This window comes from Saccharopolyspora sp. MMCC62, from assembly GCF_057736575.1.
On sequence record NZ_JBYKCM010000002.1, the window covers coordinates 415,520 to 432,855 of the forward strand.

General features: G+C 72.0%; 15 protein-coding genes. 3 read left to right on the forward strand and 12 right to left on the reverse strand.

What is annotated here, in order from left to right; translation table 11 throughout:
- Positions 1–34: 34 nt before the first annotated feature.
- A complete protein-coding gene (locus tag AC29IT_RS06145; RefSeq protein ID WP_358437540.1) occupies positions 35–697 on the forward strand; it encodes a VTT domain-containing protein in 663 nt (220 codons plus the stop codon).
- 53 nt (positions 698–750) lie between these two features.
- Here AC29IT_RS06145 and AC29IT_RS06150 read toward each other — a convergent pair whose 3' ends face one another.
- The 6 genes from AC29IT_RS06150 to AC29IT_RS06175 all read right to left on the reverse strand — a co-directional run bounded on the left by AC29IT_RS06150 (position 751) and on the right by AC29IT_RS06175 (position 5,324).
- Positions 751–1,527, reverse strand: coding sequence for a TrmH family RNA methyltransferase (locus tag AC29IT_RS06150; protein WP_488218101.1), 777 nt, complete (start codon positions 1,525–1,527; stop codon positions 751–753).
- The gene (locus AC29IT_RS06155; protein WP_358437468.1) at positions 1,524–2,183 is read right to left on the reverse strand and encodes a hypothetical protein; all 660 of its coding nucleotides are present in this window, start codon (positions 2,181–2,183) and stop codon (positions 1,524–1,526) included. Before AC29IT_RS06155 ends, AC29IT_RS06150 begins: the two co-directional genes overlap by 4 nt.
- A gap of 4 nt (positions 2,184–2,187) precedes the next feature.
- Positions 2,188–2,736, reverse strand: coding sequence for an orotate phosphoribosyltransferase (pyrE, locus tag AC29IT_RS06160; RefSeq protein WP_358437465.1), 549 nt, complete (start codon positions 2,734–2,736; stop codon positions 2,188–2,190).
- A 35-nt stretch (positions 2,737–2,771) separates the two neighbouring features.
- The gene (locus AC29IT_RS06165) at positions 2,772–3,545 is read right to left on the reverse strand and encodes an SDR family NAD(P)-dependent oxidoreductase (RefSeq protein WP_358437463.1); all 774 of its coding nucleotides are present in this window, start codon (positions 3,543–3,545) and stop codon (positions 2,772–2,774) included.
- A gap of 35 nt (positions 3,546–3,580) precedes the next feature.
- The gene (locus tag AC29IT_RS06170; RefSeq protein ID WP_358437460.1) at positions 3,581–4,354 is read right to left on the reverse strand and encodes a type III secretion system chaperone family protein; all 774 of its coding nucleotides are present in this window, start codon (positions 4,352–4,354) and stop codon (positions 3,581–3,583) included.
- Between the two features lie 298 nt (positions 4,355–4,652).
- On the reverse strand, positions 4,653–5,324 hold the full coding sequence (locus AC29IT_RS06175) for a TetR/AcrR family transcriptional regulator (RefSeq protein ID WP_358437457.1): 672 nt from the start codon (positions 5,322–5,324) through the stop codon (positions 4,653–4,655).
- An 86-nt stretch (positions 5,325–5,410) separates the two neighbouring features.
- Here AC29IT_RS06175 and AC29IT_RS06180 point away from each other — a divergent pair, with 86 nt between their 5' ends.
- On the forward strand, positions 5,411–6,637 hold the full coding sequence (locus AC29IT_RS06180) for an MFS transporter (RefSeq protein ID WP_488218102.1): 1,227 nt from the start codon (positions 5,411–5,413) through the stop codon (positions 6,635–6,637).
- 287 nt (positions 6,638–6,924) lie between these two features.
- Here AC29IT_RS06180 and clpB read toward each other — a convergent pair whose 3' ends face one another.
- Entirely contained in the window at positions 6,925–9,507 is a 2,583-nt protein-coding gene (gene clpB / locus AC29IT_RS06185) for an ATP-dependent chaperone ClpB (RefSeq protein WP_488218103.1), read from the reverse strand.
- A 297-nt stretch (positions 9,508–9,804) separates the two neighbouring features.
- On the opposite strand from clpB, the gene AC29IT_RS06190 reads away from it, so the two are divergent.
- Entirely contained in the window at positions 9,805–11,394 is a 1,590-nt protein-coding gene (locus tag AC29IT_RS06190; protein WP_488218104.1) for an alanine/glycine:cation symporter family protein, read from the forward strand.
- Between the two features lie 147 nt (positions 11,395–11,541).
- On the opposite strand, the gene AC29IT_RS06195 is transcribed toward AC29IT_RS06190, so the two are convergent.
- The 5 genes from AC29IT_RS06195 to AC29IT_RS06215 all read right to left on the reverse strand — a co-directional run bounded on the left by AC29IT_RS06195 (position 11,542) and on the right by AC29IT_RS06215 (position 17,177).
- Positions 11,542–12,354, reverse strand: a complete 813-nt coding sequence (locus AC29IT_RS06195; protein ID WP_358437445.1) for a YceI family protein — start codon at positions 12,352–12,354, stop codon at positions 11,542–11,544.
- Between the two features lie 38 nt (positions 12,355–12,392).
- Complete coding sequence (locus AC29IT_RS06200) at positions 12,393–14,903, reverse strand: MFS transporter (RefSeq protein WP_488218253.1); 2,511 nt, start codon at positions 14,901–14,903, stop codon at positions 12,393–12,395.
- 119 nt (positions 14,904–15,022) lie between these two features.
- Positions 15,023–15,574, reverse strand: coding sequence for a MarR family winged helix-turn-helix transcriptional regulator (locus tag AC29IT_RS06205; protein WP_488218105.1), 552 nt, complete (start codon positions 15,572–15,574; stop codon positions 15,023–15,025).
- 358 nt (positions 15,575–15,932) lie between these two features.
- The gene (locus AC29IT_RS06210) at positions 15,933–16,424 is read right to left on the reverse strand and encodes a MarR family winged helix-turn-helix transcriptional regulator (RefSeq protein WP_488218106.1); all 492 of its coding nucleotides are present in this window, start codon (positions 16,422–16,424) and stop codon (positions 15,933–15,935) included.
- Between the two features lie 126 nt (positions 16,425–16,550).
- Positions 16,551–17,177, reverse strand: a complete 627-nt coding sequence (locus AC29IT_RS06215) for a pyridoxamine 5'-phosphate oxidase family protein (RefSeq protein WP_488218254.1) — start codon at positions 17,175–17,177, stop codon at positions 16,551–16,553.
- Positions 17,178–17,336: the final 159 nt, after the last annotated feature.

The following is a 17,336-nucleotide window of genomic DNA, read 5'->3' on the forward strand; positions in this document are numbered from 1 at the left end:
ACCGTTGGCGAGCGTGACGACCGAACTCCCCGCGATGCTCAACGCCGCCGGAACGTCCACGCTCGCCCTGCTGCCCTCCTGGCTGGATCCGGAGACCATCGTCAGCTCGCTCGGCCCGTTCGCGCTGATCGGCGTCTGCCTGATCATCTTCGCGGAGTGCGGCCTGCTGATCGGGTTCTTCCTCCCCGGTGACTCGCTGCTGTTCGTGACCGGCCTGTTCGTGGCGACCGGGGCGATCTCCACGCCGCTCTGGCTGACCTGCCTGCTGCTGGCCGCGTGCGCGTTCATCGGCAACGTGACCGGGTACTGGATCGGCCGCAAGGTCGGGCCGACCCTGTTCAACAAGCCCGACTCCAAGCTGTTCAAGGCCGAGCACGTGGACAAGACCCACGAGTTCTTCGAGCGCTACGGTGCGCGGGCGATCATCCTGGCGCGCTTCGTGCCGATCGTGCGCACGTTCATCACCGCCGTCGCAGGCGTCGGGCAGATGGACCAGCGGAAGTTCTTCGCCTACTCGGCCGTGGGCGCGGTGCTGTGGGCCGCGGGCATGACCGTGCTGGGCTTCTTCCTCGGGAACATCCCGATCATCAAGGAGAACCTCGAGGCGATGGCGATCCTGATCGTCTTCATCTCGATCGTGCCGATCATCATCGAGTACGTGCGCGGCCGCCGGGCGAAGGCCAAGGACGCCGCCTGACCCACCGACCACCCGAAAGCCCGGCCGCCTCCCGGCCGGGCTTTTTCACGTCCTCACCAGGCGCGGGACGGGTCCGCGTGCTGCGCGATCCACGCGTGCATCGCGATCCCCGCGGCCACCCCGGCGTTGATGGACCGGGTGGAGCCGAACTGGGCGATGGACACCACCAGGTCCGCGGTGCCCCGCGAATCGGCGCCGAGACCGGGGCCTTCCTGGCCGAACAGCAGCACGCAGCGCTCCGGCAGCGCGGTCCGCTCGATGGGCGTCGCGCCGGGGATGTTGTCCACCGCGACGATCGCGAGCCCCTGCTCGGCGGCGAACTCGCGCAGCGACACCAGGTCCGGGTGGTGGTGCACGTGCTGGTACCGGTCGGTGACCATGGCGCCGCGCCGGTTCCAGCGGCGGCGGCCCACGATGTGCACGGCCCGGGCGGCGAACGCGTTCGCGGTGCGCACCACGGTGCCGATGTTGTGGTCGTGCTGGAAGTTCTCGATGGCGACGTGGAAGTCGTGCCGCCGGGTGTCGAGGTCCGCGACGACGGCGTCGCGGCGCCAGTAGCGGTAGTGGTCGACGACGTTGCGGCGGTCGCCGTTCGCGAGCAGCTCCGGGTCGTAGCGGTCGTCGTCCGGCCAGGGGCCGGGCCAGGGGCCGACGCCGACCTCGGGGCCCCACTCGGTCGGGCCCGGTTCTGCGGCGGTCGGTTCTGCGGCGACCGGCTCCGCGGCCACCGGCTTTCCGGCCACCGGCTCCCCGATCACCGGATCTCCGCTCGACCGCTCCCCGGCCACCGGTTCCCCGGTGCGGCCGGGCGCGTCCACGTCCTGGTTCATCGCCCGGACAACTCCTCCCACGGCACGGCGCCGTGCAGGTCGACCAGCAGGTCCAGCATCGGCAGCACCGACTCCGGCGTCGCCGCCCCGGGCCGGAACGCCACCAGGTGCTCCGGCCCGAACTCCAGCACCACGCCCGCGGTGCGCTCGTCACCGAGCAGCGAGCGGGCCGCGGCCGCGGGCAGCGCGCGCCGGGCGAAGTCGGCGTCCGTCGAGGTCAGCAGGTAGGCGCGGTCGAACTCCGCGTCGCCCAGCTCGACCCGCAGGTCCTGGCCGAGCGCGCCGAACACGCCGGACCGGGCCAGCCGCAGTTCCGGACCGGGCACCGGCCGGGGCAGCGCCACCGCCACCCCGAAGGTGAACACCCGCTGCCCGACGCCCGGCGGCCGCCGCAGCTGCACGGCCTCGAAGGGGAGGCCGCGGTGCTGCCCGGCCAGGTGGAAGTGGTCCTGCAGGCCGCGGGAGCTCGCGAACTCGCGCAGCGCCCGCACCCGCTGCCACAGGTCGTCCGCGGGCACCTGCCGCCAGCCCGCACCGGACCGCAGCAGCCGCTGGTAGTTCCGGACGGAGCGCTTGCGGCCGAGCACGGCCACCGCGACACCGCCCGCCAGGATCAGGACGATCAGCAGGAACGCGAGCGGGACGACGGCACCCACGGGATCAGCTCAACCCGAGGTCGGAGAGGTCCAGCAGCGAGCGGTAGGTCAGCCCGGCGGCCTCGATGGCCTCCTGGGCGCCGGTGCCGCGGTCCACCACGGTCACCACGCCGACGATGTCGGCGTTCTCCTCGCGCAGCGCTTCCACGGCGGTGAGCACGCTGCCGCCGGTGGTGGACGTGTCCTCGACGGCGAGGACCTTGCGGCCCGCCACGTCGGGGCCTTCGATGCGGCGCTGCATCCCGTGCGCCTTGGCGTTCTTGCGCACCACGAACGAGTCGAGCGGGCGGCCGGACGCGTGCATCATGGCGGTCGCGACCGGGTCGGCGCCCAGGGTCAGCCCGCCGACGGCGGTGTGCTCCCAGTCCGCGGTGAGCTGCCGCAGCAGGGTGCCGATGAGGGGGGCGGCGGCGTGGTGCAACGTCGCCCGGCGCAGGTCGACGTAGTAGTCGGCCTCCTTGCCGGAGGACAGCGTCACCTTGCCGTGCACGACGGCGATCTCGGTGACGAGTCGGGCGAGTTCGGCGCGTTGTTGCTGGTCGACCTGAGTCACGAGCCCCGATCCTACTGGCGCCGCGCCGCGCCGGATCAGGTGCGGCCGGGAACGGTGCGGCGGACCACGGCGCGCTGCACCCGGTGCGGGATGAGCCGGCCGACGGTGACCAGCGCCTTGTACTGCGGGCCGGGGATGGACACCGACCGGCCGCGGCGCAGGTCGGCGAGCCCTTCGTGCACCACGTCGTCGGCGCGCAGCCAGAACGCCTTCGGCAGCCGGTCCATGCTCAGCCCGGCGCGCTGGTGGAACTCGGTGCGGGTGAACCCGGGGCACAGCGCCATGACCCGCACCCCGCTACCGGTCAGCGCGGAGGCGAGGCCTTCGGAGAACGTCGTCACCCACGACTTGGTGGCCGCGTAGGTCGAGCCCGCCACCGAGAAGAACCCGGCCACGCTGGACAGGTTGATCACGTCGCCGCCACCGCGGGCGCGCATCCCGGGCACGGCCGCGTGGGTCAGCCGCAGCACCGCGGCCACGTTGAGGTCCAGCTGCTTGCGCAGCGTCGCGGGCTCGGTGTCCCAGAAGGCGCCGCCGGTGCCGAAACCGGCGTTGTTGACCAGCAGGTCCACCGGTCGCCGCTCGTCCGCGACGCGCCGCTCCACCTGGGCGAGCTGCGCGTCGTCGGCGAGGTCGGCGACGAGCACTTCGACGGTCACCCCGTGCCGGTCGCGCAGCGCCGCGGCGAGCTCTTCGAGCCGCGCGCCGTCGCGGGCGACGAGCACCAGGTCGTGCCCCTCGGCGGCCAGCCTGCGGGCGAAGGCGTTGCCGATTCCGGAGGTGGGGCCGGTGACGAGTGCGGTAGGCATGCTGCGCACCGTATCGCCTCGCCGGCCCGCACCGGTCAGGACTGGTTCTCGGAGTGCTCGGCCCGGTCCACCCGGACCGTGGCGTTGGTGTCCGCCGGGGAGCTCGCCCCGGTGGCGCCCTTGAGCTGCCGCGTCGTTTCCTCGGCGGCGGGTTCGGGCTCGTTCGGGTCGGTCTCGAACGGGTCGATGATGTCGGCGAGTTCGCCGAGGGCGCGCAGCAGGCGTTCGAGGCGGGCCGGGTCGGCGCTGTCGGGTTCGATCGCGGCGAGCACCCAGTCCTGCTCGAGCCACACGACGGTGACGTCGGCGCCGACCTCTTCGGCCGCTTCGACGAGCGACGGGGTGACGAGCGGGCGGGCCGCGGCGACCTCGGTGACGAAGGCGTAGCGGGACCCGACGGGGCCGAGCAGGTCGAGCCCGGAGTCCTGCGGCACCGGCACGTCCGGCTGCCACAGCTCCAGGGTGGTGCCGATGCTGCGGCGGCAGCGGACCCCGGCGAGCACGGTGGCGACCTTGCCGTTGGTGGTGAGGTCGAGGACGTAGACCTGGCGTCGCCCGTCGGCGGTGAACGTGGAGCCCGCGACGACGTCGGTGGCGGTGCCACCGGCGTGCTGCGCGAGGGCGCCGCGCTCCCAGCGCGTTGGCAGCACCTGGTCGACTTCGGCGAACTGCCAGCCGCGCAGCGCCGCCCAGCGACGTCGCTCCCGGTTGTTCGGGGCGCGTCGTGCGCGGTCGGCGATCAGCAGCGCGATGCCCGCGGCGATCGCGAGGACGGCGACGAGGAACCAGACCCAGGCAGGGATACCCACACCGCGCAGGGTAGTCCCGTCCGCATCGTCCGCGAAGATCGCCGGGGTCCCGGCCCCGGAATTGCGCCATCCGTGCGAGCTGCGCTGCACGGATGGTCCGCGGCGGTGCGCGCTCCGGAGGCGGCCGGGTCCGGGGTCGTCCGTTTCGCCCGGCCCGGTCGGCGATGGGGTGATCACCCGGTCGTCCGGGGGTGGACGTGAAGAAGGACGGGTGCGATGTCCGCATCCCGTCCTCGTCTACTTCATGCATCGGCTCGCGTGATCGGCTTCTGGAGCGGCCGATCGGGTGAACGTCGGATCAGGTCTCGCCGCGGCGCATCGCGTGCACCTCGGACCAGTCGGGTGCCGCGCCCGGCAGCGGGGTCCGGTCTCCGGCGTCCCGATCTCCTATTCCCCGGCCTTCGGCGCCCCGGCCTTCGGCACGGAGCCCTTCGACGACGGCGGCCAGGTAGCGGGCCCGCAGCTCGGCGCGACGCGGTTCGGCGACGGGCAGCGCCGGGTTGAGGTGCTTGAACAGCAGCACCACGTCGGCGGCGGTGAAGTCGGGGCGCAGTTCGCCCGCCTCGTGCGCGGCCCGCACCACCTCGTCCACGGAGGCGGCCATGTCGCGGCGCGCGGCGAGGTAGTCGGCGGTGTGCTCGACGCCGGGTTCGTCCGGGGGCAGCACGGTGCCGACGCCGCTGCCTTCGGCGAGGCAGCGGCGCAGGAAAGCGGTGAACGCCCGCCACGGGTCGGGTTCCTCCGCACGGGCCGCGGCGGCTTCGTCGACGATCCGGCGCAGGCAGCTGATCCGCACCTGTTCGGCGAGGTCGGTCTTGCTGGGCCAGCGGCGGTAGATGCTGGCGACGCCGACTCCGGCCCGGTGCGCGACCTCCGCGATGGGGGCGTCGAAGCCCTGCTCGGCGAACACGTCCCGCGCTGCGGCGATGACGCGCTCGGCGTAGCCGGCGGAGCGCTGCGCTGTGGTCATGACCACAGGCTACGCGGGAGCGGAATGTTCCGGTCCGGTCCCGGGTTGGTGCGGAGCGGAATCATCCGTTCCGCACGAGGAGAGCCATGACCACCCCGGAGCTCGCACTCGACCGCCCGCTGCGCGCCGGTCTCGCCCGGCCGGTGCTGACCCGGCGCGGCGCCTTCTGGTTCGCCGGCGCGCTGCTGGCCCTGTTCCTGATGGCCTCGACCGCACCGTCCCCGATGTACGCGATCTACCAGCAGCGCTGGGGGTTCTCCGCGACGGTGCTGACCGAGGTGTTCAGCGCCTACATGGTCGGCATCCTCGCCGCGCTGCTGCTGGTGGGAGCGCTGTCCGACCGGGTGGGGCGGCGGCCGGTGCTGCTGGCCGCGCTCGGCCTGGAGATCGTCGCGGTGCTGGTGCTGGCGTTCGCACCGGACGTGGGCTGGTTGTTCGCCGGGCGCGCGCTGCAGGGCATCGCGACGGGGGCGGCGACGGGGGCGATCAGCGGTTCGCTGCTGGACTTCCAGCCGCCCGGCACCAGCCGCGGCGCCACGGTGAACGGGGTCTCCGCCGGGGCCGGGATGGCGCTGGGGTCGGGCCTGTCCGGGGCGCTGGTGCAGTTCGCGCCCGCGCCGACGGTGCTCGCCTACCTGCTGCTGGTGGGCGGGTTCGCAGTGGCGGTGCCGCTGGTGTGGCTGATGCCGGAGCCGGTGCGCGGCAGGCGGCTCGCGCTGCGCGTGGCGCTGCGACCGCAGCGGCCCGGGGTGCCCGCGGGGCGCGGGCGGGCGTTCGCGCTGCTGGCGACGACGATGCTCGCGGCGTGGACGGTCGGCGGCATGTTCATGTCGCTGGGGCCGTCGGTGGCGAAGAGCCTGGTGAGCGGTTCGCCGTACCTGGTGGGCGGGCTGTCGGTGGTCGCGGTGGCCGGGGTCGGCGCGGTGTCCCAGCTGCTGCTGTCCGGATGGCTGGGCCAGCGGGCGGTCCGGGTCGCGGCGCCGGTGCTGATCGTCGGGCTGGCCGTGGTGGCCGGGTCGGTGCCCGCGGGCAGCGCCGTCGGGTTCTTCGCCGGGTCGGCGGTGGTCGGCGCCGGCTGGGGGATGATGTTCATGGGCGGGTTCCGGCTGCTCACCGGGCTGGCCGATCCGGAGAACCGGGCGGCGACCTCGTCGATGATCTACATCGTGGCGTACCTGTCGGCGACGGTGCCGAGCATGCTGCTGGGCATCCTCACCACCTACGCGGGCCTGGCCACGACGACCGTGGTCTTCGCCGCCGTGGCCGCCCTCTTCGCCGCCCTGGCCTGGCTCAGCACCTACGTCCGCCACTGACCGGCGAACTCTTGACGGAGTCTTTCCACTCGGGTGGCGGAGTGCTCGGATGGCGGAACCCCAGCGGTTCCCCCGCTGCGGGATCGTTCTCACCGGTGGCTCGGCCACAGGCGACAACGCCGTCCTCGCGGGGGAACCGCTGAGAACCCGCGGGTGGTCGGGCTGCGCAGGTGGTCGGCGGTTCAGCGGCGTCGCCGCTGACAGGAAACCGGCAAGACCCGCAGCACCGGATCAGAGGCGGGCAGTGCGGTTCCGCCGAGCACCCCCGGGCCGAGCCGAGCAGGCGATCACTCAACCCGGACCGTGAGGGCCGAGTTGTCGTCGGCCACGTCCACGCGGACCTTGTCCCCGTCCCGCACCTCGCCCGCCAGCAGCTGCTTCGCGAGCTGGTCGCCGATCGCGGACTGCACGAGCCGCCGCAGCGGCCGCGCCCCGAAGATCGGGTCGAACCCGTTGAGCGCCAGCCAGTCCCGCGCGGCGGGCAGCACGTCCAGGGTCAGCCGCCGCTGGGAGAGCCGCTCCGCGAGCCGCTGGACCTGGATGTCCACGATGGACGTCAGCTCCTCGGTGGACAGCGAGTGGAACACCACCATGTCGTCGAGCCGGTTGAGGAATTCCGGCTTGAACTGCTGGCGCACCACGGCGAGCACCGCTTCGTCGCGCTGCTGCTCGGTGAGGTTCGGGTCGGCGATGGCCTGCGAACCGAGGTTCGAGGTGAGCACCAGGATGGTGTTCCGGAAGTCCACCGTGCGCCCTTGGCCGTCGGTGAGCCGACCGTCGTCGAGCGCCTGCAGCAGCACGTCGAACACGTCCGGGTGCGCCTTCTCGACCTCGTCGAGCAGCACCACCGAGTACGGCCTGCGCCGCACCGATTCGGTGAGCTGGCCGCCCTGGTCGTAGCCGACGTAGCCGGGCGGGGCGCCGACGAGGCGGGCCACCGAGTGCTTCTCGGAGTACTCGCTCATGTCGATGCGGATCATCGCCCGCTCGTCGTCGAACAGGAACCCGGCGAGCGCCTTCGCCAGTTCGGTCTTGCCGACGCCGGTGGGCCCGAGGAACAGGAACGATCCGGTGGGCCGGTCGGGGTCGGCGACGCCGGCGCGGGCGCGGCGCACCGCGTCGGACACGGCGCGCACGGCTTCGCTCTGGCCGACCACGCGGGTCTCCAGCTCGTCCTCCATGCGCAGCAGCTTCGCGGTCTCGCCTTCGAGCAGCCGCCCGGCCGGGATGCCGGTCCAGGAGCTGACCACGTCGGCGACGTCGTCGGGCGTGACCTCCTCCTGCAGCATGGCCTTGCGCTCGCTCTGCGCTTCGGTGGCGGTGCCGAGCTCCTTCTCCAGGGCGGGGATGCGACCGTAGCGCAGTTCGGCGGCCTTGCCGAGGTCGCCGTCGCGTTCGGCGCGGTCGGATTCGCCGCGGAGCTGTTCGAGCTGCGTCTTGAGGTCGCGGACCTTGTCGATGGACTCCTTCTCGCCCTGCCAGCGCGCGGTGAGCTCGGAGAGCCGTTCGCGCCGGTCGGCGAGCTCGCCGCGCAGGGTGGCGAGCCGGTCGACGGAGGCGGCGTCGGATTCCTTGGCGAGCGCCATCTCCTCGATCTCCAGGCGGCGCACGGCGCGTTCCACCTCGTCGATCTCCACCGGCCGCGAGTCGATCTCCATGCGGAGCCGGGACGCGGCCTCGTCGACGAGGTCGATGGCCTTGTCCGGCAGGAACCGCGCGGTGATGTAGCGGTCGGAGAGCGTGGCGGCGGCGACGAGCGCGCCGTCGGTGATCCGCACGCCGTGGTGCACCTCGTAGCGCTCCTTGAGGCCGCGCAGGATCGCGACGGCGTCCTGCGGGCTCGGTTCGCCGACCATGACCTGCTGGAAGCGGCGTTCCAGCGCGGCGTCGGTCTCGATGTGCTCGCGGTACTCGTCGAGGGTGGTGGCGCCGACCATGCGGAGTTCGCCGCGGGCCAGCATCGGCTTGATCATGTTGCCGGCGTCCATCGCGCCTTCGCCGGTGGCACCGGCGCCGACGATGGTGTGCAGCTCGTCGATGAACGTGACGACTTCGCCCGCCGAGTCGGTGATCTCCTTGAGCACGGCCTTGAGCCGCTCCTCGAACTCGCCGCGGTACTTGGCCCCGGCGATCATGGAGCCGAGGTCGAGGGCGATGACGCGCTTGCCGCGCAGCGATTCGGGCACGTCACCGGCGACGATGCGCTGGGCGAGGCCTTCGACGATGGCGGTCTTGCCGACGCCGGGTTCGCCGATGAGCACGGGGTTGTTCTTGGTGCGCCGGGACAGCACCTGCACGACGCGCCGGATCTCCGAGTCGCGGCCGATGACCGGGTCGAGCTCGCCGTTCCGGGCGCGCGTGGTGAGGTCCTGGCCGTACTTCTCCAGGGCCTGGAAGGTGCTCTCCGGGTCGGGGCTGGAGACGCGCGCCGAGCCGCGCACCTTCGCGAAGGCGTCGCGCAGCGCCTCGGGGGTGGCGCCGTGCCTGCGGAGCAGGTCGGCGACCTGGCCGCCTTCGGCCGCGAGACCGACCAGCAGGTGCTCGGTGGAGACGTAGTCGTCGCCCATCTCGGTCGCCAGGTGCTGGGCGTGGGTGACGGCCTTGAGCGCGTCGCGGGATAGCTGCGGCGCGGACACGGTCGAGCCGGAGGCCGCGGGCAGCGCGTTGAGCAGCGCTTCGACGTCGCGGCGCACGTCCGCCACGTCGGCGTCGACCGCGGTCAGCAGCGGCGCCGCGATGCCGTCCCCCTGCGCGAGCAGCGCGCCGAGCAGCCGGGCGGGGCCGACGTCGGGGTTGCCCGCCACCGTGGCGGCCTGGGCCGCCGAGGAGATCGCCTGTTGGGTTTTGGTCGTCGGGTTGAAAGCGTCCATTCCTCCACCTCGCCGGGGCGTCGCGCACGAGCTCCCATGCTCGCGCCGGACGCCCGCCGTGCAACACCGGCGGAGGTCCGGAACGGCAGCAACGGCACCTCCGCATGAAAGTTGAGTCCGTTGCGCTCAAGCCTACACCCGCTGCGGCTCGCGGGGCACCTCTACGGCTGTACGCGCAATTTCACTCACCCATTTGACGGGTTTCCGGTCACAACGAGTCACAAAACGGGTGCGATTTTACGGACTGATCACCCAAAAGTATTGAGTCACCAATGTCGCCTTGGTCCACTTCCCGCCATGCCCGACACATCCGGCCCGCTCCCGGCGAGCCCACCCCCGCACATCGAGGTGCTCGCCGCCGGAGACGGCGCGCTCTCCGATGTCGAGAACACCATCAACACCGTCTTCGAACCGATCTCCACCGGGTTCTCGAACCTCGTGTTCGGCGAACTCACGCTGTTCGGCGTCACGTTCCCCTGGATCGTGGCCTGGCTGGTCATCGCCGCCGCCGTGTTCACCGCCGCGTTCGGCTTCATCCAGTTCCGCTCGCTCGGCCTGTCGCTGGCCCTGGTCCGCGGGAAGTACTCCCGCCCGGACGACCCCGGCGAGATCACCCACTTCCAAGCGCTGTCCTCCGCGGTCTCCGCGACGGTCGGGCTCGGCAACATCGCCGGGGTCGGGGTCGCCGTCACCGTCGGCGGCCCCGGCGCGACCTTCTGGATGATCGTGTGCGGTCTGCTGGGCATGTGCACCAAGTTCGTCGAATGCACCCTCGGCGTGAAGTACCGCGACATCCACGAGGACGGCACCGTCTCCGGCGGCCCCATGCAGTACCTGCGCAAGGGCATCGCCGAACGGTTCCCCGGCGGCTTCGGCGCCCGGCTCGGCAAGGTGCTGGCCGTACTCGCCGCGATCATGATCCTGTTCTTCGGCATCGCCGGGGGCAACATGTTCCAGGCGAACCAGACCTTCGCCCAGCTGCGCAACGTCACCGGCGGCGAGCAGGGCTGGCTGGGCGGGGACGGCGCCGCGCTCGTCTTCGGGCTGGTGCTGGCCGGGCTGGTCGGCGCCGTCATCATCGGCGGCATCAAGTCCATCGGTGCCGTCACCAGCAAGCTGGTGCCGACGATGGCGATCATCTACGTGGTGGCCTGCCTGATCGTGATCGGCGTGAACATCACCGCGGTGCCCGCCGCCGTCGGCGAGATCGTGCGCGGCGCGTTCACCCCGGCCGCCGGGTTCGGCGGGGCGATCGGCGTGCTGATCATCGGATTCCAGCGGGCCGCGTTCTCCAACGAGGCAGGCCTCGGCTCGGCGCCGATCGCGCACTCCGCGGTCAAGACCCGGCACCCGGTCACCGAGGGCTTCGTCGCGCTGCTCGAACCCTTCGTGGACACCGTGATCATCTGCACCATGACGGCGCTGACCATCGTCATCGCCCGCACCGAGTTCTGGCTCGACGCGCAGCAGCAGGTGCTCGGCGGCGGGGAGACCCCGGACGGGGTCACCGTCACCTCCGAGGCGTTCGCGACCGTGCTGCCGTGGTTCCCCTACGTGCTGACGCTCGCGGTGGCCCTGTTCGCCATCTCCACGATCATCACCTGGGGCTACTACGGGCAGCGGGCGTGGCTGTTCCTGTTCGGCAAGTCCAAGGCGAAGGAGACGGCCTACAACGTGCTGTTCTGCGCGTGCACCGTGATCGGATCGGTGCTGACGCTGACCAGCGTGCTCGACTTCGCGGACGCGGTGCTGTTCGCGCTCGCCCTGTTCAACATCATCGGGCTGTACCTGCTGCTGCCGGTGGTCAAGCGCGAGCTCCGGAGCTTCCGCGAGAAGCTGCGCACCGGGGAGGTGACCCCGGTCGAACCGCCGGAGAAGGTGGGCTGACCGCCCCCGGACGTGCGAGAGGGGCGCTCGCCCCCGGCGAACGCCCCTGCTCACGTGTTCCACCCGCCCCCGTGCGGGCGGAACCTCTCCGCGCGGCCGCTCCGGCCCGGCCCCGTCCGGGACCCGGAGCGCCGCGAGGTCTCCGGCTCAGTCCTGCCGCACCGCCTGCACGTCGATGTCCACCCGCAGGGTGGTGCCGATCGCGGCGATGCCGGTGCGCAGCGCCTGGTTGAAGGTGATCGCGAAGTCCTCGCGCCGCAGCTCCGCGGTGGCCGACGCGGACGCCCGCGAGCCGCCCCACGGGTCCGGCCCGACGCCCGCGTAGTGCGTGTCCAGCACGACCGGCCGCGTGACGCCGCACAGCGTCAGCTCCCCGGCGAGCTCCCAGCGCTCGCCGCCCGCGGGCCGCAGGCCGGTGGCGGTGAACGTGATCTCCGGGTGCTGCTCGACGTCGAGGAAGTCCGCGGTGCGCAGGTGCGCGTCCCGCTGCTCGTTCGCCGTGTCCACGCTGGCCGCGACGATCCGCACCGAGACCCCGGTGGCCTCGATCGGGTCGCCGACCCGCACCTCACCGCTGAACTCGGTGAAGCGCCCGTGGATGCTGGTGATGCCGAGGTGGCGGGCGCTGACCCGGATCGAGGAGTGCGCCGGGTCGATCGCCCAGGTCCCCGGCGCGGGCAGCTCGTTGCCGCCCGCCCGGCTCAGCTCCAGCACGCCCAGCGCCGCCTCCTGCCCGGACCGGACCAGCGTGGTCCGGGCCAGTGGCTCGTAACCGAGGTTGGTGACGATCGCCGTGTAGGTGCCGGGCGCGAGCCCGTCGGCGACGGCGCCGCCGTCCTCCGCGGTCTGCACCCGCGCGGCCTGCGCGCCCGCCCCGTCGATGAGGGTCAGCGCCGCCCCCGGCACCGGCCACCCGTCTCCGGTGCGCACCTGCGCCGTCACCGTTCCGGCTCCGCTCACCTGCGCACCGCTCCTTCCGCTCTGCACCGCGGTCATGCTCAGTGCCCCAATTCGACGTCGTGCGTGGTGCGCGCCCCGGCGAGCCGCAGCGGGGCCGCGACCGGCGGGTAGCCGGTGGCGATGACCGTGTAGTCCCCGTCCGGCAGGTCGGTGAACGCGTAGCCGCCCTCGGCGTCGGTGGTGACGGCGCTGACGACCTCACCGGCGGCGTCGAGCAGGGTCACCCGGGCGTCCGGGACCGGCAGGCCCAGGTTCGCCGAGCGCACCACACCGGTCAGCGCGGCCCCCGCTTCGAGCTCCACGTCCAGCGCGACCCGTTCGCCGTCCGCGACGGCCACCGGGGTGGCGACCGGGCGGAAGCCCTCGGCGGTGGCGGTCAGCGCGTAGGAGCCGCCGACGAGGTCGGTGAACGCGTAGCTCCCGTCCGGGCCGCTGGCACTGGACCCGACGACCTCGCCGCGCAGGTCGGTCAGCACCACGGTCGCCCCGGAGATCTCGCGGTCGCCGCAGTGCACGACGCCGCCGACCCGGCCGGACCCGAACATCCGCACGTCGTGGCGGACCGGCTTGTCGCTGACCACGACCATCGAGGCGGTCGGCTGGTAGGTCCCGGCGGCCGCGATCAGCACGTAGGTGCCGCCGCGGGGGACGTCGAGCCGGTAGCCGCCGTCGGCGTCGGTGCGGGCCCGCTCCACCTGCCTGCCGAGCGAGTCGGTGAGGGTCAGCACCACCCCGGCGACCGGGTTGCCGGTGGAGTCCTGCGCGGCCCCCTGCACGTACAGCCCGCCGCCGCTCGTCCCGGCACCGGCGAGATCGCCGGCCAGGTGCCGCCCGCCGCCGTTCCCGTTCACCCCGGCTTGCGTCGTTGACCAGGCACGGGAGTGGTTGCCCACAGAGTTGTCCACAGGCTCGCCGAAGTGCGGTGCCGCGGCGTGCGACCCCCCTGCAAGCTGCGCGGAACCACTCTGGCGGGCGACCGGCGTCGTCTCCGCGCCGATCGAGTTGTCCACAGGAAGCGGTTGGTTGTCCACAGTTTCCGCCCGAACTTCGTCTTGGGATTCGATGGTCCGCCGCAGCGGGACCTCCTTGATGAACACCACCGCCAGCAGCGTGATCACCGAGATGCAGGCGGAGACCAGGAAGATGTCCCCGATCGCGTCGCCGTAGGCGGAGCGCACGACCTCTTGCAGCGGGCCGGGCAGCGCGCCGATGTTCAGCGAACCGCCGCCGCCGCCCGCGCCGGTCGGAATGCCCCTCGCGGCCAGGCCGTCGTTGACGTAGTCGGTGACCCGCGCGGCCAGCACCGCGCCCAGCACCGACACCCCGGCGGAGCCGCCGAGCGTCCGGAAGAACGTGACGACCGAGGTCACCGAACCGACGTTCTTGCCGGTGGTGACGTTCTGCACGGTCAGCACCAGGTTCTGCATCAGCGAGCCGACGCCGATGCCCATCAGCGCCAGGTAGAACCCGACCAGCACGAGGTTCGTGGTGTGGTCCATCGTCGACAGCAGGCCCATGCCCACCACGAGCACGATCGAACCGAAGATCAGGAACGGCTTCACCTTGCCGCTGCCCCGCGAGATGATCTGCCCGGAGATGGTGGAGGACAGGAACAGCCCGAGCACCATCGGCAGCGTCATCAGCCCGGCGTGCGTGGGGCTGAAGCTGCGGGCGATCTGGAAGTACTGCCCGAGGAACACCGAGCCGCCGAACATCGCGGTGCCGACCGCGACGGTGCCGATGGTGGCCAGCGTGACCGTGGGGTTGCGGAACATGCTCAGCGGCACGATCGGTTCCGGGAACCGCGATTCGATGATCACCGCGATGATCAGCGAGAGCACCCCGCCACCGACGTACAGGGCGGTCTCCGTCGAGGCCCAGTCGAACTGCTTGCCCGCCATCGAGACCCACACCAGCAGCAGGCTCACGCCGCCGACGAGGAACAGCGCGCCGAACCAGTCGATGCGCACCGGCCGCTTGATCACCGGCAGCTTCAGCGTGCGGCCGAGGACGATGAACGCGATCACCGCGATCGGCACGGTCACCCAGAAGCACCAGCGCCAGCCGAGCCACGAGGTGTCCACGATGAGCCCGCCGACCAGCGGCCCGCTGACCGTGGCGACCGCGAAGGTGGCGCCGATGTAGCCGCTGTAGCGGCCGCGCTCCCGCGGCGACACCATCGCGGCGATCACGACCTGGATCAGGGCCTGCAACCCGCCCATGCCGATGCCCTGCACGGCGCGGAACGCGATGAGCTGCGGCATCGTCTGGGCGAAGCCGCCGAGCACCGAGCCGAGGGTGAACACGGTGATCGCGATCTGGTACAGCAGCTTCTTGCTGAACAGGTCGGAGAGCTTGCCCCAGATCGGGGTGGAGGCGGTGGAGGTCAGCAGCATCGCCGTGACCACCCAGGTGTACTGGCTCTGGCTGCCGCCGAGGTCGGACAGGATGCGCGGCAGGGCGTTGGACACGATCGTCGAGCTGAGGATCGCGACCAGCAGCGCCAGCATCAGTCCGGACATCGCCTCCAGGATCTGGCGGTGCGTCATGGACGAGCCGGTGGTGACCTGGTGGCGGCCTCCGTCCCGGTGCGCGGCGGACCCGTCGTCGGCGGGCCTGCCGGTCGGCGGCGAGCTCGTCGACGTGGCTTCGCCGATGGTCGAGCGGGTCATCGAGTTCCTTCCTGGGACGACGCGGTGGGGCGTCGGTCGTCGGTGGGCACCTGCGGCCGGGCCGGGTGCGAGGTTTCTTCGTGGGCCGCGGCGTGCTCGGGCAGCACGGCGCGGCGGAGGTCGGAGGCGGCGTGGTCGAGCAGCTCGGCCAGGTCGCGCACGCGGGAGTCGTCCCAGTCGCTGAGCGCGCTGCTGAGCCATTCGGCGCGGTGCCGCTCGATGCGGGCCAGCGCCTGCTCGCCTTCCTCGGTGGCGCGCAGCAGGGATACGCGGCGGTCCTGCGGGTCGGCGCGCCGGGTGATCAACCCGGCGGTCTCCAGCTGGGAGACCTGCCTGCTGACGACGGACGCGTCGACGAAGCGGTGCGCGGCGAGCTCGGAGGCTCGCGATTCCCCGCAGTGCACGAGTTCGCCGAGGAGTCCGCTGGCCGCGTACGGCAGGTCGGTCCGGGCTTGTTGGTTGAGGATCTGCACCGCGGTCTGCTTGAGCCCCATCAGCGCGCGGAGGGGCCGCAGCAGTTCGCTGCACGTTTCCGGTGTCGGTCCCACGAGCCACTCCTTTAGTTGCTGCACGCAACTATAAAGAGGTTAGTTGCAGAAGGCAACTTATCCAGAAGTGGGACGCCCCACCCCCGCCACCGGGAATACCGAAGCGGAACGACGAGCCGCGAGGGCTGCCTGCCTGGGAACCCGCCCGGCCGGTCACATCCGTTGCCGGTCAGCGGCGAAGCCGCTGAGCAGAAACCACGCACGCAGCAGGACCACCCGCGGGTTCTCAGCTGCTTCCTCGCGAGGACAGCGATTTCTCCTGTGGCGGAGCCACCGGTGAAATCGATCCCGCAGCGAGGAAGCAGCTGAGGTTCCGCCACCCGACCACCACGCAGAACGAGCCCGAAGAGACGATCAGTCAGAACATGCGGTTCAGTTTTGCCAGGAGGCGGGACAGGTCCTGCAGGTCCTCGGTGCTCCAGTGCGCGAACTCGCCGTGCATGTGCTTGCGCCGCTGCTTGCGGACCTGCGCCAACCGGGACCGCCCGGACGCCGACAACTGGATGCGGCGCGCCCGGCCGTCGTCCGGATCGGGAACCCGCTCCAGCAGGTCCAGCTCGACCAGCGTCGCGATCTGCCTGCTGACCGTCGACTTGTCCAGGCCCGTCCGGTCCGCCACGTCCATCCCGCGCAGCGAACCCGCGTCGTCGACCATCAGCAGCAGGCTGTACGACGCCGGATCCAGGTCCGGGTGGACCTGCGAGGCCACGGTCATCGAGAAGTTGCGGGCGCGCCGGAACATCATCACGAGTTCGCGTTCGACCGCTTCGGCCGCGCCCCTGCGCTCCCGGTCCGACGTGCCCGCACCGGTGGCCGGGCTGCCCGCCGACGTTTCGATCCGCTCGATCACGGCTGTGTTCTCCGCCCGCCGTCCTGCACTGGCGCGTCGCTCCGCGCAGCACCAGTGTTCCTGCTGTCCAGTGTCCCCCCGCCCCAGGGGTGCACCGGGGCCGCGTTCCCCGGCGCGGGCGAGCGATCATTCGGTGAAGTAGTTGCCGCCCTTGCGCTTCGCGTCGTCGGTCCCCCAGCTGCGCTTGCGCAGCACCGGGACCATCCGGGGGATGTGCTTGCGGCAGTGGATGTAGGCCTCCTCGACCTCGACGACCACCCAGCGCTCCGGCGTGCGGCCGCGGTCGAACTCGACCGGCAGCTCCGGGTGCCGCTCGCGCAGGTCGGCGTCCTCCACGATCTCGGCGGTGCCGTTGACGTGCAGGCCGATGAGGTCCTCGGTGAAGTCGACCATGAGCATGCCCAGGTGCGGGTTCTCGCTGATGTTGCCGAGGCTGGCCATCACGCCGTTGCCGCGGTACTCGGGGTAGGCGAGGTGGTGGTCGTCGAGGACCTCGATGAACCCGGGCGGGCCCGCGCGGAGGCTGGAGTCGCATTCCCCGCCGCCGTCCGCGGTGGCGACGAAGGCCATCTCCATCCGGGCGATGAACTCGCGCATCCGGGTGTTGAGGTGGTCGAGGACCTGGTCGTCGTAGAACCGCCGGGCCCGCTTCTCGGTGCCGTGGGCCTCCTGCAGCACGTGCTCACCGGCGGAGCCGGGCAGTTCCGCCGCGGGGCGTTCGTCGACCTCGGTGGCCCGCCGCCCGCGCCGCACGTGGTCGGGGCCCGGGGCCGTCCGCTGCCGGTTCACGTGCTCGGCGCGGCCGGCGGGCTCGGCGGTCTGAGTTTCGGGACGCACGCGCACAGAGTGTCATGCACACCGGCCGGCACACACCAGCAGACGCAGGTTTCCCCGCTACATATCCGCCGTTGT